Origin of the sequence: Mesorhizobium sp. WSM2240 (genome assembly GCF_040438645.1) — a bacterium.
In the GTDB taxonomy this organism is placed as follows: Bacteria; Pseudomonadota; Alphaproteobacteria; order Rhizobiales; family Rhizobiaceae; genus Allomesorhizobium.
This window is the reverse complement of the sequence record NZ_CP159256.1, coordinates 465280-479630: the sequence shown is the minus strand read 5'-3', so window position 1 is coordinate 479630 and position 14351 is coordinate 465280. Positions and strand designations below refer to the sequence as shown.

The following is a 14351-nucleotide window of genomic DNA, read 5'->3' as shown; positions in this document are numbered from 1 at the left end:
CCCTCATGGCAGACGTCGCGAAAGTGCTGGAAATCCATCGCGAAGGGCTGCAACGCGTTTGCAAGGTGATCGAAGGACACGGGACTTATGACGATCTCATGGACCATCGGATCACCGACCACGACAAACTGTTTTTTGGTAAGGACGTCGATCCTTACCAGAAAAGCAAACGTGCAGCCGCTCAATTCGAGAAAAAATTCAAAAGCCGCTCCTACAAAATAATATTGCCAGAATTCCATGGCTTCACCTGTGACGGGAACACCATTAATAATATTCGTGAGTTCGAATTCTTCGAACGGATATGCTCATCGAAGGGCATAACGGTTCTCAAAAATAATTATTCTGGCAACACTCGAATTTCTATACGAGATTTCAGCAGGGTACAGAGGGACGCTGCGGAAGCGATCGTATCTGACGTGACCAGTTTTTACCTTGGCTGCCCAGCAATAACTGCGAGTCTGGTTCACCAGCAGATAATGTACAGCCGTTCATTCTTCAGCTTCTTACTCTCTTTCTCTCGAACAGGAGTTGTTAAACCGGCGGCATTAGTGCTTGCAAACGACCATTCTCCGGTGCGCGTTGCGCTCTCGATGATCATGAAGGGGTTGGGTGTGCCGCGAATATACCTCCAGCATGCCGAGGTGACGATGAACTTTCCTCCGCTGGATTTCGAGTACTCAGTACTCCGCAACCAAAAATCTCGCGACACCTATGAAGCCATTGGCTCAGTCGCTGGACGCGTTTTTGTCATCCCCCGCTATCCAGAACCTTTTGCGCGGGAAAGGCTTGTAAGACCGCGGGGGCGAGCGGTGACAGTTGTCATTTATCCAACTTCGCGAATCGTCGTTGCGGAATTGCAACGGCTACTCATTAAGTTGGGGAGCAACTCTGCCGTCGCAAAAATCCTGATCAAAGAACATCCAGGAGCGGCAAGGCAGCTAGGTCACCAGATTCAAATTGCAGGCGTGGAAATTGTCCAAACTGTCCCGGAAGAGGATCACATAGCGATAGTTGGAAATTCTTCGGTCGCGATTGAACTTCTACACCGTGGAGTGCCCGTCTATCAGAACTTCGACTTTGATCCAGTGGGCCGCGATTACTATGGTTTCGTGCGCAGCGGATTGACCTTTGAGGTCAAGCTGGCAGAGCTGTCGTCGCCATTTTGGCGTCCTTACGACGCAGATGATCGGTGGCTGAATGCCTTCGTGGAGTGGGATGCGTCGGCTAATGCCAACTATCTAGACGACCAGGCACAATTCGTAGAGGAAATGGCCCGCTTGGCGGCAAACTCTCGGACAGACATGCCGCCCAAACGTCGACGTTCCATGAAGGGGCGTTTCCGGGCGCGTCTGAAAGGTAGTGCAAAGAGAGGAGTGATCCGGCTCGTCAACGCCAATAAAAAGCTGTCGTCGCGCGCTGCCAACTTTTTATTGTCCCGTACCAGCCGCGCTGCGAACTCTATTTCGATAACTACCGATCGGCTGGGCAGGTTTCTGTTGGCCAATACTGATATCGAAATTAGCACTCCGATCTGGAGAACTCCCAGCCGAACCACGCCCCAGACAACCGGCCGCGCGAGGGAAATCCCTTTTGAAGAGTTCGTGGAATATACCCTAACGCACCTGTCAACTCCCGCTGACTGGCTGCGGATGAACGAGCAGGCGGACGCATTTAGCCCGAGGGATCTGATCGCAGCGTTGGAAGCAATGTTCCAGAGTCGTCGCCCGGCGCTCAACGCAATTTTCGAGGGCTTTCGCAGTTGGCCATCGGGCTCGCCAGTGGGCACGTGGGTTTACCTCAAGAGGACCGAGTGGGGAAACTTTGTGGTAGATCCAGCTGAACTAGAAGCGATGTCTGATTTTGTATACGGCTACGAAGACGACTACACCACAAGGTTTCTTCTTGAGCAGTCGCTTCTGACGACGATCTTACGTTCCGGCACAAATGATCAATTGGATCGGTTTTGGCTCAATGCTTCTTCCGTGAAAAAAGACACGCTGCCGACAAATAGAAGAATCGAAGTGCTTCGCAGATTGAGAGGAATTCCTGGACGCGAGGCCGAGGCACAGCACATGTTGGAAGAGTTTGCGCGGCAAGCTAGCGATTTTGAGTTGCTCAAGTTCAGCAATACCGAGTACCTCGACGGACGGCCAGTTGAGGGCTGGGATCATCGTCATGCGGAACATCGGTTCCTGCAGGTTGCGCCCCGCACTCTTTCCCGCGAGTTCGAAGCACACTTAAAGCCTACCTACGACGCGCTTCGCTCTCGAATGGAACTGATGAACCTTCGCATCCGTCCTTCCGAGGCAGAGTATTTCTGGAGGCTTGCCAACCGTGCCCTTGACGAAAAAACGCCATTTTCCATGATTCGTCTGAGTGATGGGGAAGGTTACCTTTTCCCAGACAGGCGTCATTTCCTTCAAGCGGACGTGGCTAACCGCGAGCGACATTGGTGGGGTACGGAGCTCCCCACGGAGCTAAGATCCGAAATAATTAGCGAGGCCAGGCAGGCGATCGCCGAAGCGGATGTCGTAGGTGTTCCCGCGATATATCGTTTCATCCGTGACCATAGCGAGAGCAGCCGGTCGCTGATGCAATCACTGCAGGGACGAGGCCTGATTGAGGTATTAGCCGGCGTCGTCGGGGTGGTATCACCTTCTGCGCTGATTACAGAAGACAAAGTCAACGTAGCCCTCTTTTCGGACCCCGCGACACTGCTTCCGCTGGTTGAAGCAGCTCACAAAGTAGTTATCGTGAGCAGTGTCGTCCCGGAGAATCTTCCATCCACCTTTAACAGCGCGAGAAAATTAGAGACTATCACCATCCCAACACATCACAAAACCATGCTAAATGAGAGTTACAGCAAAGGTTCACAGGCTTTGCCATTCCTTTATCGATCAATTTTGAACAATATTGATCAAACTGTGGTACCTGGGGATCTCGTTCTGGTTGCTGGGGGGATAATAGGAAAGATATTCATTGGCCGTGCCCGCGCTATGGGTGCAGTTGCGCTGGATCTGGGGCACGTTGTGGATGATTGGATCCATCCTGCACTCCCGTCCATACGGTAGTTTTGGTCATGAGAGTCTGGCTCGTTCGAGATCTCGAACCAATCCCAACGGATCATGGGAACCCGAGGCTTTTACGCGCCGGCATGCTCGCGACAACTCTTGCGTCGCTTGGTCACGAAACCACATGGTTCACGTCAAGCTTCAATCACTACTCCAGGCAGCATCGGGAAACGGGCGTCATTTCACCACAAGAGAATTTGATGATCGAGGTCCTGAAGGCGCCGGGCTACAGCCGCAATGTCGGTGCGAGGCGCCTCGTTCACAACTATCGCTTCGCCCGCCAATTTTTGGAAGTTGCCAGGGCAAGTAAACAATTGCCCAATGTTATCATTGCGGATTTGCCGACGACGGATGCGGCTTCAGCGGCGGTCCGATTCGGTCTTGAAGCGGAAATCCCCACAGTCCTTACGATACGCGATTTGTGGCCAGATTTTTTTTCGGATTTTATGCCCCGCCCCTTGGGAACACTGGCTCGCTTCGCATCGTGGCCTCTTAACAATCAGACTAAATTTGCCTGTCGGCATGCCACGTCCTTAATTGGGATTTCGGAAGGGTATTTGAAATGGGGGCAAGAAAAGGGTAATCGAAAGTCGATTGCCTATGATCGGATCTCGTACCTCGGTTATCTTCGTCCGCCTCCAATAGCTTTACACGAGTTTACCGAAGCGCTGCGAATACTAAATATCCCCCTATCCGGACATGTGATTTCATTCGTCGGATCTTGGGGAGCGACGTACGATCTCTCGCTCGTACTCCAGGCTGCGCGTCTACTTCGCGATCGTAAGGATATAACATTCGCACTTGCGGGTGATCCATCGACGCGGCCAGACCTGAAGCGGGCCTTTCAGAAGCTTCCCAACGTTCGACTGTTGGGGTGGATTGACAAGAATCAGGTGGCGGCTCTGCTTAGTCGTTCAGACATTGGCCTCTTACCCTACACTTCAAATGCGCCTCAGGGCCTGCCGAACAAGATATTTGAGTATATGGCCTACGGGGCGTTTCAGATTTCCACGCTGTCTGGGGAAGCGAAGGACCTTCTGCAACAGACCGGTACAGGCCTTTCGATTCCATCAGCGTCATCCGCCGAGTTTGCCCAAGCCATCGAAACAGTCGTTGATGATGCCAATATCCTGAAGAAACGGGATCAGCGCGCGGCGGTTTTTGAAGCTCGCTTTGATGCCCGAAGGATCTACAGGGAACTAGTAGACCACATTGTCCGCGTGGGGCAAAAATAAATAAGTAAATGCGCCCGCCGGAAGAGAAAAAACTCAAGAGCTGACCGACCAAGACAAAATGAGTACGCGTCCGACGAGGGGACGAGGGCCCGCCTTGCCGGGCAACAGATTGAGGCCTCGCTCTACTGACCCCATCATGCGGCGGCCCAGCGTCGACCGCGAAGAGAAGCGAGTGACCCGCGAGGCGACATGATCCGGAAAATATCAGGAGGAGCTTGACCTCAACGACCCCAATCAGAGAGGCCTGCTAGGTCCTGAGCTCCAGCTGGATGTTCTCCAAAGTGTGCGTAGCCGGTTGCCAGTTTAGCTTTGCCGCAATCTTTGAACTATCGATTTCGAGCGATGAGAGCAGTCCTTCTGCCATTGACGTGTAACCCAAGGCTCGGAGCGCCCGCGCGAGGAAGGTTGGTGGGAAAGAAAACAAGCGTGGTTTTCGTCCCTTCGCACGCGCAATGGCTGCGATTATCTCTGCCGTAGACACTGCTTCCTTCTCGGCCACGACGAAGGTCTCGTTCGCAGCCAAGGGATGAACAGCGCATGTCACGAGCGCGTCTGACAAACTGGAGCGTGAGATGATGTTTCTTCGGTTGCGGACAGACCCGAACGGTAACGGAAGACCAGAGGTCGCGAGACGCTCAAGCTTGCCAAAATTTCCTTTGGCGCCTCGCCCATAGACCAGCGGTGGTCTGACGATCACCAATTCGAGTTCCAGATCACCGCAGAGCTTGGCAAGTGCGAGTTCGGCTTCGTACTTCGATGTGGTGTAGGAATTGTTAGGCGTGGGGGGAGATGCTTCTGTCAAGGGTTCAGCTTTGGTGGTCTGCCCTAAAACGCCGATCGAGCTAACGAAGACAACGCGTTTTACTCCAGCTTTAGCCGCCTGCCTGACCAATCGGATTGAACCGTCCACATTGGTGCGCCTGAAATCCTCGATTGGAGGAACCGGGGAAGTCTGATGGGCCAATCCGGCCAGATGGATCACAGAAGTTGCTCCTACGAGAGCGGCTGACCAATCCGTGTTTGCGTCCATTTCTCCAATCATGATGCAGCCTTCTCTTGGGCTCCGGCTAACGGCTCGATGCGGCAGACCGCGCTGCCTCAGGGCTTCACGTACGCCAAGGCCGATAAACCCACTACCGCCTGTAACAACCATCATTAGCCATCAGCCTAATTCGTATATCGTCACTTCCCTCGTGGAAGCACGTTAAGGGTCCAAGCTGGAGAGTCCATCATAGATGCAACTGGTCCTGACCGAAACCGTGCATTCACGGTCCCGCCGCGCGTCAGATTTTTGGGATTCCGCTCAAGCTTAACACTCAGATGGCGCGTGCCCGTTTGCACCAGCTACTTAGCCAGAAAAATTCATGGGGGTTGGCGGATGTGGTGCAAGCCGTTGAAATGACGTAGGATTTGGTTACTTACGCCGATCCGCGCCATTCCCGGAGACCACACCCGCCATGAATGATCGTACGCTGCCGCTGAGCGATTTGTCATCCGTCGGTGGGAACCGTGATCGCCCGTTTCGACGGCGGCATGCTCTCTTCTAATGTGCGGGGGTCGTGGAGCGCACATTCGCTTGGCTCGGCAGATGCCGCAGACTGGCCAAGGACTTCGAACGAACCATCGCATCCGCCGGAGCCTGGGTCTTCATCGCCCACATCCACCTGCTCACCCGTCGCCTCGCAAGTCATTGAAATAGCATCAGCCTTTTTGATTCAGATGGGGTATTCGGCTAGCGCCCCATCTTCGACAGCGATGCAGGGAGGTGCTGCGCTTCGAGCTGATGATAGAACGTGGTCTGTGAGCCACAGCCACAAGCATCAGGAAAGGAAGCGCAGCATGAAGTACTATATCGGCTTCGATGTTTCGGTGAAAGAGACCGCCGTTTGCCTGGTCGAAGACACTGGCAGGATCTGCCGGGAAGTGAAGGTGGTCAGCCACTCGGACGATCTCCTCGCCGTCTGACGGATCCCGCCTTGAACATTGAACGGGTCGGCCTCGTGGCCGGGCCCTTATCGAAGAGAAGCGAGGCTGCGGAAGACGCCAAAACTCCAGACACATTGGACGCTCGAAAGCGCTTGACCTCAACACGCCTAATAGAGAAGGCCCGCAAGGGCTTCAAAGCATTCTTTTTGATTCAGACTCTAAGCGCGGGCTCCTTTAGCCGCGCCAAGTGTTCCAAACAGATATTCTCAACCACTCTATGAAGTTCCGCGGTTCGCTCGCCCAACCAGACAAGCGCTTCCGCACTGATCGCGTAGTGCTTCGAGTAGCGTGCTTTCACATAAGCTTCATTTAACGTGTTGAACCAGGCGCGATGGCGTTGCTGCTCGCGCGGCCATGCCTCCGCAAGACGCCTGTCCTGGTCCTCAGCAAGGGCCCTCAGAAAAGTCAACTTGTGCGATGGCGGGCTATAGTTGGTGAGTACGAGGAGTAGGGTCGCGTAGGCATGCTCGATGCCTTGGTGGAGCGTGAACGCTGCATCCTTCCTCCATTCGGCTTCTGTATCTGATTTGGCAAGCTGAAAGGAGAAGGTCTCCAGCCAGCGTTTGGCACCTGGAAGCCTGCTCTGGAAGTTCTCCTTGGCCGTCTGATAGGTCTCTTGCGGCGTAAGCGGCTTGGGTTTGGCGAGCGGTTCGTCGTCGAGTTCGTAAAGAACGATGCCTTCGCGGCGAATGTCGGTGAAGAAATATTGCCCCTGCCGGAGCGCCGTGTTCACGAAGCGGCGGCTGTGCACGATGAAGCTTGTCGGCGTCTTTACAGCGCGGTTGCGCACAAGGCTATCCTTTGCCTTGTACCAGTAGTCGAAATCGGCCAGCTTGTTGTTGTTGACGATCACCAGCAGATCGAAATCGCTGCGGTAGCCCTTCATCGTATGCGGCTCATCCACCCAATCGCCGCGGGCGTAGGAGCCGAACAAAATGATCTTCAGGATGCGCCCGCTCTTCTTCCACTCGGTGCTGCTCAGCGCCAGGGCGTCCTCTAATTCGGCGTGCAGGATCTCGACGACACGGGCCAGTTCCTCCTGCTTGTGCTCCGGTAAATGATCGATGCTAGTCTTCATCCGGCCCTATGATTGATGCTGAGGGGATCCGCAGGCCACCCTTATAGCAGGCTCCAGCTCTGCGGGAAGGCTGCCCACTAGCCGCCAGCTCGCGGATGCGCAGGGAAACACCCCGGCAACCGGTTCGTTACGGCAACGAAATACTACTATCGCATCGATACAAAAGCTTTATGTGCAGCAGTACCTTCAGCACCGATTTCTTTGCAGGTATCGTTGACAGCCTCGGATCGGACGAAGCCCTTCACCGGCAGCCTCAAAACTCGTCGTTGCGGATCTTCTCTTCGAACATCTCACCAAAGCTGTCGGTCGGCCGCTTTGGGCGGAACATCTGTTCAAACGGATCATAGGTGTCAACCGGCGGTTTCGCCGGTCGCTGCTCGTCGGCCTTACGCTCGCGATCACGCTGGGTCATGTAACCTCCTACTCCCCCACTGCAGCAGACGCCCGGGGGTGCTGTCCTGTCAAATCACCTTGAATGGCGCACTTAAACTTGGCGTGTCCCGAAAGAAAGGAAAAAACGCCGACGCACCGCCTTCATTAGGGAGAGGGATGGTTCATTGGCCAGGTCGACCCATATGGCATTTTGGCAGGGCATCAGGCATAAGGCCGCGAGCACCGATTGTAATTTGGCCAATCGTGGCTGGCGCCGATCACGAGGCAGGAACTTCGGAGAACAAGCTGATGCTCCGCCAGCCTGGTTAAGAACTTGCTAATGATCTGCCGGTCCACAACATCCGAGGTGGACCGGGCCTCGGCGGTAACGGCCACAGAAATCCACAACGTCTTTTCGCGGGCGTTCAACACATTTCATCCGATTGGGTCTTGGGCGTATACCTAATCCGCCAAGACTTGTGAAAGTGCCAGCTTAAGAAATCAGCAGGGACTGCCACTGTTATCTGGCGAAGTGTTAGAATTCGTAAATGTGCCTCTGGTAATCTCGCGCGTTGCCCCTGCCACCTCCAGATTCGGCGGCCATTTTCTTGATGATTATTCGGCAAATTGGCTCCTGGCGCCCGATCAATGAGAACATAATCCGACCTGCTGGTATCCGGTCGTAAAATTCCTGCAAACCAGCCGTTAGCCGCTCCGCCTTCAATCAAGCGTTACACGACGCGCCGCCGCGATAGCCTTTCACCCGGTTCTTTCAACAAGCCAGAATTAATGTGTTGATGGCCGTCCAACTGCGTGCTTTTGCTTCCTGGTGGTCAAGTTTGGATCGGGGCTGCAGATGGAGCAAGGCTGACCCTCGAAGGCGCTTAACGCTTGGCGGTAATCGTGAAGGTTTCGGCGCGACAGCCGGCATTTGCAGGCCAAGGCGTCACGCAACTCGGTGGAGAGAGGATGAGATGGAACTCAGCTTGGCGCGGTTCGCCGTGGCGACTGGCATTGGAATTGCCGTTGGAGCCGTGCTGGGCGCAGGATTTGGCGCTTGGATGTTGAACGATTTGCCGTTCGGGATCGGCATAGGGATGGTCTTTGGCGCCGGCACCGGCGCACTTGTCAGTATTGCCGCGGACGCTTGCCGCCAGCATCCGCGTGGCGTCTGAATGTGGTCGCCCGCGAGTTGTCCGACGAAAGTTGAAGCAATTGCCGATAGCTCGCTAAAGCCAATTGTGTTATTATTCATTCGTGCCCTGAGCAGGATCGACCATTTTCGGCAGTGAAGCTGATCAGACCGAGAGATAGCTTACCGAGGATGCCGGCATGCTCATAACACATGGAATATCGAACCACCGAATATTGGGTGCGGACGAGCTGGCCTTTTTGTGTCAAGCGTTCGACGCTGCATGTCTGGTCAATGGTGATCCATCGGCAGATGCAGAGGTGATGGCCAAGGCGATCATCGTCACCTACGAACGAGGCGTCACGAACGAGAAAGAACTGGTGGAGGGAGCAATCCTCTCTGCCTCTGCTCGTCGTGTCGACATGTAGCGTCAGTTGCGACGATCCCATCGATGAGACATGCCGCAATTGGCAACCGTCATCATTGAGAACGGGTCGGAGCCGTTGGCGCAGCGTGAGCTCTCCAACTGAACGCCAGCCTTGCTCGGTAATCAAGATACTATAGGTGCTGTCGACGAGCGCGCATTCAAGCTCGTCCGGTTTGGCCGCACGCATGTGGCATTGCCGCTCGGAACGCCAACATCATTAAGCGTTGATCCGAGGATCGGGCCCGTCCGTTGCGATCCACATGGGTTTTTCGGACAGTGCGAGGGCGTATCCGGCCGCGAATGGAATTCACCAGGTCAACTTCGCAATCGGGCGGCTCGGGTGGCCTGCATCGCTGTCATGCGGCAACTCCGGTTCCATCGGACCCGTAGCAGTCACCCACAAATCGGCCGTAGCGATCCCGTTCGATGAAGTCGTAGTTCTCTACCGCGAGATAGCGCCGCCACGGCCAGAACCGCATCGCTGAGAAGCTCTGCCTTTCCGAAATTTTGACCCATGGCTGAGGCAAATCCCATCGTCCTCAGCTGTCGCTGGGGCGCAGCAGTTCACGTACGTCCCCGTAGGATTGCAGCATTGTATTGGCCTTCGCTAGGTCGCTTACCTGCGTCATGACCGGTGATGAGGCCCTCTGAGGCGGCCAAATCTCGCCACAACCCGCGGGCATGGAGCGGCATGCGATGCACCCCACTCACTGCCGCTCTCGCCGTCCTGGCTCTAATTGCGGGATGCGCTACGCCGCCGAGCCGCATTCAAGCGAAGCCGATCACTGACAATCGCTTCGTGAATCTCGATTGCCCGCTGCTGATATCTGAGCGTGATCGGCGAATGGTTATACGCGACCTCCTTGAGGACGCTCAGAGTGAACGCTTCCGCGCCGACGTCATCAGCGGCGCCTTGACCGGGCTCACGCAATCCATGGTTTTCTCGCCGAAGGCTCGCGAGGCGAGAATCGCTGAGGTGAAGGGTGAGATCGACGCGCTGAATGATGAGATCGTGGCGAAAGAATGCATCAAGCGGATTGGTTGATCCTCCCGCGTCCTCCATGGAAGCCAATGGTTGACGGGGGTTTTGCTCAAGCTCGCGAGGCGAGCCCCGCCGTTAAAATCGCGGGCAATGCAACCATACTTGTCGAACATCTACCCTGTTCTCTCGTGCAGCTTTCGCGGCGCCACAGCCGCACAATGCCGATGGGATTACACAGAACAGAATGCCTTCATTTCGGATGCTGCCCAGTTGCGCTAAGCCCCATATCTTGGCGATCACGATCGCGAAGTCTAGAGCATCTTCGAAGAACGCAGAGTCGGTTTTGGGATTCACGCGGTAAGTTTCGTCTGATTCACTGCTCCTAGTGATTTGCGAGGGGGTGAGGATGACAAGGAGCCTGAGCGCGGACCTGCGCGGGCGGGTGATTGCGGCCATTGAGGATGGCTTATCGACGCGGGAGGCTGCGCGTCGCTTCCGGATCGGGATTTCGACGGCGGGAAGCTGGTATCGCCGCTATCGCGAGACCGGCGAGATGGAGGCGCGCAAGCAAGGCCAGCCGTCGCGTTCGAAGCTCGACGCGCATGAGGCCTTCGTTCTCGGCCTGATCGAGGAGACGCCGGACATCACACTTGCCGAGATCGGTGAACGCCTTGCAGCCGAGCGGGGCGTACGGGTAGCGCCGTCCACCGTCTGGCTGTTACTCGACCGGCGCGGCATCACGTTCAAAAAAAGACGGCGCACGCCGCCGAACAGCAGCGTCCCGACGTCCTGCGCCGCCGCAGGGCCTGGTTCGATGGTCAACTCGATCTCGACCCCGAGAAGCTGATCTTCATCGACGAGACCGCGGCATCCACGAAGATGGCCCGGTTGCGAGGCCGTGCGCCATGCGGCGAGCGCTGCCTGGCGGCCGTGCCTCACGGGCACTGGAAGACGACGACCTTCACCGCCCCGGCCTGCGGCTCGACGGCATGGCCGCGCCGATGCTGCTCGACGGTCCGATGAACGGCCCAGCCTTCCTCGCCTATGCGGAGCAGGTTCTCGCGCCCGAGCTTAGCCCCGGCGACATCGTGGTCATGGATAACCTGCCGGCCCACAAGATCAGCGGCGTGCGCGAGGTGATCGAGAAGGCCGGAGCGCGGCTCCTGTCCTGCCGCCATACTCGCCCGACTTCAACCCGATCGAGATGGCCTTCTCAAAGCTCAAAGCCCTCCTGAGAAAGGCTGCAGCCAGAACCATCGACGAACTCTGGTTGGTCGTCGCCGACTGTCTCTCCGCGTTCAGCGCCGAGGAATGCCGACACTATTTCGAGGCCGCCGGCTATGACCCGGAATAAGTCGAATCTGCTCTAAATGCAGCGCCCCGGATGCAGCGATCGCATGAAATTCAACGCGGGTCGGGCCTCGTACCTGTCAACAGGAAGCGCGGATTGAGATTCCGGGAGTCACGGAGCCTTTTGTCGGTGCGAGCCGCACCGCAGCAGCGAGGCGCAGAATTTCTTGCGATCGGGAAACGTTTCCAGGTCTGTCCCAGGCACGAAATCGGAATGGCGCAGGTAACGCTATAGCAGCTTGCCCAGAATATCACCCAGCCGCAATGCGAGCGCCACTGCCGGGAGCGTGGGATTGGCCTGCCCGGCGCGGGGGAACACCGAGCTGCCGGCAATGAGGTTAACCGTGCCGTGGACCCGGCAGTCGCGATCGGCACTTATGGATGAGGCGGGCCGGCGCTTCGATCGTGCTGCCGCAGTCCGTTTTCTGCGCTGGCGAGCGCTGCGCGATCATGCGTGACGGCAGAATGCTCGATTTCGACGAACACCACCTCAGCCTCGATGGCGCGCGGACCGTCGGCGCCGAGGCCGCTATGCGGCTTGGGCTACGAACAGCGCTTCCTTTCTGGCGGCTTGCCTCCGGAGGACAGGATTGCCGCACTGAAGCACGCCAATTTTCGTCCTCGGCGCCGAGATCCCAGCTCCGACAACAAGCACCCGTACGTGATGTCTCGAAGAAAAAATACGCTGAAATTCGTTGCAACAAGCAACGCCAAGTCGCTTTATCGCCAGAAGCGCAATCTTGGCGCACATCCTCCAGAGTTGATTTGCCAACCGAGTTTTTCGGGCGGATAGTTTGGTGCTGCAATCTGGGGCGAGATTTGCCGTCAACAGGATATTTATGTGGAGGGCTTCCCATGAGGATGCATCAGCTCCTGCAGAACGCAGGTTTGCCGTCGCTCGTCTTGGTGGCATTGGGCGCCGGTGCGGCTGCCGCCAATTTCGGTGCACCTGCACCCGAAATTCCAGTGGAAATTTCATCAGCGCCTCACTGTCGCGTCGCGAACATTCCGACACAGGTCCAGTCACCGGAAGCGATGAAGGCGTATGAAGAAGCAGAGCCTCCGCTGTGGTCCGGTCTCGGCACGCTTACTTACCCGATTACGACCAAGAGCAAGGAGGCGCAGAGCTATTTCGACCAGGGCCTTCGCATGGCCGCCAACTTCAATCACGCGGAAGCCGGACGTGCGTTTCGCAAGGCGCAACGCCTCGATCCCGATTGCGCCATGTGCTTCGTCGGCGAGGCGCTGGTCCTGGGACCGAACATCAATGTGCCGATGGATCCGGCGGCAAACGCCCCGGCCGTGGCCGCGGTCAAGAAGGCGCAAAGCCTTGCCTCCGGCGCAAGCGAGAAGGAAAGGGAGCTTATAGACGCGGTCGCGGCACGCTATTCGGAAGACCCGGTGGCGGAGCGGCCAGCGCTTGACCAAGCTTTCGCGGAAGCAATGGCCGCCCTGTCCGACAAGTATCCCGACGACCTCGACCTGGCGGTGCTCGCCGCCGAGGCAGGCATGGACACCCAGCCTTGGGATTACTGGGAGCCGGGCGGTAAAGAACCCAAGGGGCGGACAGCCGATGTCCAGAAACGCCTCGAAGGCGTTCTTGCGAAGTCGCCCGATCATCCCTGGGCGATCCACCTCTACATCCATCTTGTGGAAGCTTCAGATCGGCCGGAGCGTGCCGAACCCTATGCCGACAGGCTCGCGGCCCTGATGCCCGGGGCCGGGCATATCGTCCACATGCCCAGCCACATCTACTATCGCATTGGCCGCTACGTCGACTCGCTCGAGGTCAACAGGATGGCGTCAAAGGTCGATGAAACCTACATCTCGCAAACGGGCGCGATGGGCGTCTACCCGATCGGCTACTACTCCCACAATGTCCACTTTGCCCTGGTATCGGCGCAACTGCTCGGCGACAAGCAGACTGTCCTTGATGAAGCCGACAAGCTCGACAAATGGCTGACCAATGAGGTTGCGGCCGCCATACCGATCGCGCAGCCGGTCAAGGCAGCGCCGTATTTCGCCTGGGCACAATACGGCGAGCCCGACATGATCCTGGCGTTGCCGGAGCCTCCCGGCGCGCCGCCGTACGTCAAAGCCATGTGGCACTATGCCAGAGGGGTCTCTTTGGCGGCCAACAAGGACACCGCTGGTGCTGGCAGGGAGGCGGAGGCCATCCAGCGCATCGAGCAGGAGACGGACTGGTCGACGCTCGATGCCTGGGGCGTACCGGTCCGGCCTGTTCTCGAAGTGGCTCAAGGCGTGGTTCTTGCCCGCATCGCCCAGGCCGAAGGCAAGAACGACGCCGCGATCGAGCAATGGCGCAAGGCGGCCGAGGTCGAGGACACCATCCCATACATGGAGCCGCCCTTCTGGTACTACCCGGTCCGACAATCGCTCGGCGCAGCGCTTCTCAAGAGCGGGAAACCGGAAGAAGCCGAGAAGGAGTTCAACGCAGCGTTGGAACACGCCCGAGGGAGCGCCTGGGCGCTATACGGTCTGCAGCAGGCCGCCAAGGCCAAGGGAGACACAGCCGCAGAGGGCAGGGCTGCCGAGCAGCTCAAAAAGGCATGGCTGGGTGACCCCGCCTCGCTGGACCTGGAGCGCCTGTAGGGGCTGCGGACGGCAGAGTTGCGGGGGGTATTTGCGGACGTCTCACGCGGGACCGGGTGACATGAAGCCCGGAAATGGCTGCGGCGCACCACCCTCCGCGCCGCA

General features: G+C 57.1%; 9 protein-coding genes and 5 pseudogenes. 10 read left to right on the top strand and 4 right to left on the bottom strand.

Annotated features, from left to right (window positions below):
* The first annotated feature begins 5 nt into the window (after positions 1-5).
* On the top strand, positions 6-3071 hold the full coding sequence (locus tag ABVK50_RS32040; RefSeq protein WP_353646341.1) for a hypothetical protein: 3066 nt from the start codon (positions 6-8) through the stop codon (positions 3069-3071).
* Between the two features lie 8 nt (positions 3072-3079).
* Positions 3080-4306 (top strand): glycosyltransferase, encoded by a 1227-nt coding sequence (locus ABVK50_RS32035; RefSeq protein ID WP_353646340.1) that lies wholly within the window; start codon positions 3080-3082, stop codon positions 4304-4306.
* 247 nt (positions 4307-4553) lie between these two features.
* Here ABVK50_RS32035 and ABVK50_RS32030 read toward each other — a convergent pair whose 3' ends face one another.
* Positions 4554-5459, bottom strand: coding sequence for an NAD-dependent epimerase/dehydratase family protein (locus tag ABVK50_RS32030; RefSeq protein ID WP_353646903.1), 906 nt, complete (start codon positions 5457-5459; stop codon positions 4554-4556).
* A gap of 403 nt (positions 5460-5862) precedes the next feature.
* Here ABVK50_RS32030 and ABVK50_RS32025 point away from each other — a divergent pair.
* Both ABVK50_RS32025 and ABVK50_RS32020 read left to right on the top strand, forming a co-directional pair.
* A pseudogene (locus ABVK50_RS32025) lies at positions 5863-6000 on the top strand (IS5/IS1182 family transposase); the annotation flags it as partial.
* Between the two features lie 145 nt (positions 6001-6145).
* Positions 6146-6327: pseudogene (locus tag ABVK50_RS32020) on the top strand (IS110 family transposase); the annotation flags it as partial.
* 116 nt (positions 6328-6443) lie between these two features.
* Here the strand turns inward: ABVK50_RS32020 and ABVK50_RS32015 are convergent.
* Both ABVK50_RS32015 and ABVK50_RS32010 read right to left on the bottom strand, forming a co-directional pair.
* Positions 6444-7370 carry a nucleotidyltransferase and HEPN domain-containing protein gene (locus ABVK50_RS32015; protein WP_353646339.1) on the bottom strand — a complete coding sequence of 309 codons (927 nt, stop codon included), beginning with the start codon at positions 7368-7370 and terminating at the stop codon, positions 6444-6446.
* Between the two features lie 253 nt (positions 7371-7623).
* The gene (locus tag ABVK50_RS32010; RefSeq protein ID WP_353646338.1) at positions 7624-7782 is read right to left on the bottom strand and encodes a hypothetical protein; all 159 of its coding nucleotides are present in this window, start codon (positions 7780-7782) and stop codon (positions 7624-7626) included.
* A 946-nt stretch (positions 7783-8728) separates the two neighbouring features.
* Between ABVK50_RS32010 and ABVK50_RS32005 the strand changes: the two genes are divergently transcribed.
* The 4 genes and pseudogenes from ABVK50_RS32005 to ABVK50_RS31990 all read left to right on the top strand — a co-directional run bounded on the left by ABVK50_RS32005 (position 8729) and on the right by ABVK50_RS31990 (position 11637).
* Positions 8729-8917 carry a hypothetical protein gene (locus ABVK50_RS32005; RefSeq protein ID WP_353646337.1) on the top strand — a complete coding sequence of 63 codons (189 nt, stop codon included), beginning with the start codon at positions 8729-8731 and terminating at the stop codon, positions 8915-8917.
* A 157-nt stretch (positions 8918-9074) separates the two neighbouring features.
* The gene (locus tag ABVK50_RS32000; protein WP_353646336.1) at positions 9075-9302 is read left to right on the top strand and encodes a hypothetical protein; all 228 of its coding nucleotides are present in this window, start codon (positions 9075-9077) and stop codon (positions 9300-9302) included.
* A gap of 843 nt (positions 9303-10145) precedes the next feature.
* Positions 10146-10346: a hypothetical protein gene (locus ABVK50_RS31995; protein WP_353647068.1), complete on the top strand. Its 201-nt coding sequence runs from the start codon at positions 10146-10148 to the stop codon at positions 10344-10346.
* Positions 10347-10689: 343 nt separating this feature from the next.
* Positions 10690-11637: pseudogene (locus ABVK50_RS31990) on the top strand (IS630 family transposase).
* Between the two features lie 225 nt (positions 11638-11862).
* Here the strand turns inward: ABVK50_RS31990 and ABVK50_RS31985 are convergent.
* A pseudogene (locus ABVK50_RS31985) lies at positions 11863-12003 on the bottom strand (GMC oxidoreductase); the annotation flags it as partial.
* An 11-nt stretch (positions 12004-12014) separates the two neighbouring features.
* Between ABVK50_RS31985 and ABVK50_RS31980 the strand changes: the two are divergent.
* A pseudogene (locus ABVK50_RS31980) lies at positions 12015-12098 on the top strand (hypothetical protein); the annotation flags it as partial.
* 570 nt (positions 12099-12668) lie between these two features.
* Entirely contained in the window at positions 12669-14246 is a 1578-nt protein-coding gene (locus tag ABVK50_RS31975; protein WP_353646902.1) for a hypothetical protein, read from the top strand.
* The last annotated feature ends 105 nt before the right edge of the window (positions 14247-14351 follow it).

Bases quoted from the DNA above. Each gene is read 5' to 3' on its own strand.
- ABVK50_RS31995 (WP_353647068.1), top strand. From the start codon at position 10,146: ATGGTTATACGCGACCTCCTTGAGGACGCTCAGAGTGAACGCTTCCGC.
- ABVK50_RS31975 (WP_353646902.1), top strand. From the start codon at position 12,669: ATGAAGGCGTATGAAGAAGCAGAGCCTCCGCTGTGGTCCGGTCTCGGC.
- ABVK50_RS32015 (WP_353646339.1), bottom strand. From the start codon at position 7,370: ATGAAGACTAGCATCGATCATTTACCGGAGCACAAGCAGGAGGAACTG.
- ABVK50_RS32000 (WP_353646336.1), top strand. From the start codon at position 9,075: ATGCTCATAACACATGGAATATCGAACCACCGAATATTGGGTGCGGAC.
- ABVK50_RS32035 (WP_353646340.1), top strand. From the start codon at position 3,080: ATGAGAGTCTGGCTCGTTCGAGATCTCGAACCAATCCCAACGGATCAT.
- ABVK50_RS32040 (WP_353646341.1), top strand. From the start codon at position 6: ATGGCAGACGTCGCGAAAGTGCTGGAAATCCATCGCGAAGGGCTGCAA.
- ABVK50_RS32010 (WP_353646338.1), bottom strand. From the start codon at position 7,782: ATGACCCAGCGTGATCGCGAGCGTAAGGCCGACGAGCAGCGACCGGCG.
- ABVK50_RS32030 (WP_353646903.1), bottom strand. From the start codon at position 5,459: ATGGTTGTTACAGGCGGTAGTGGGTTTATCGGCCTTGGCGTACGTGAA.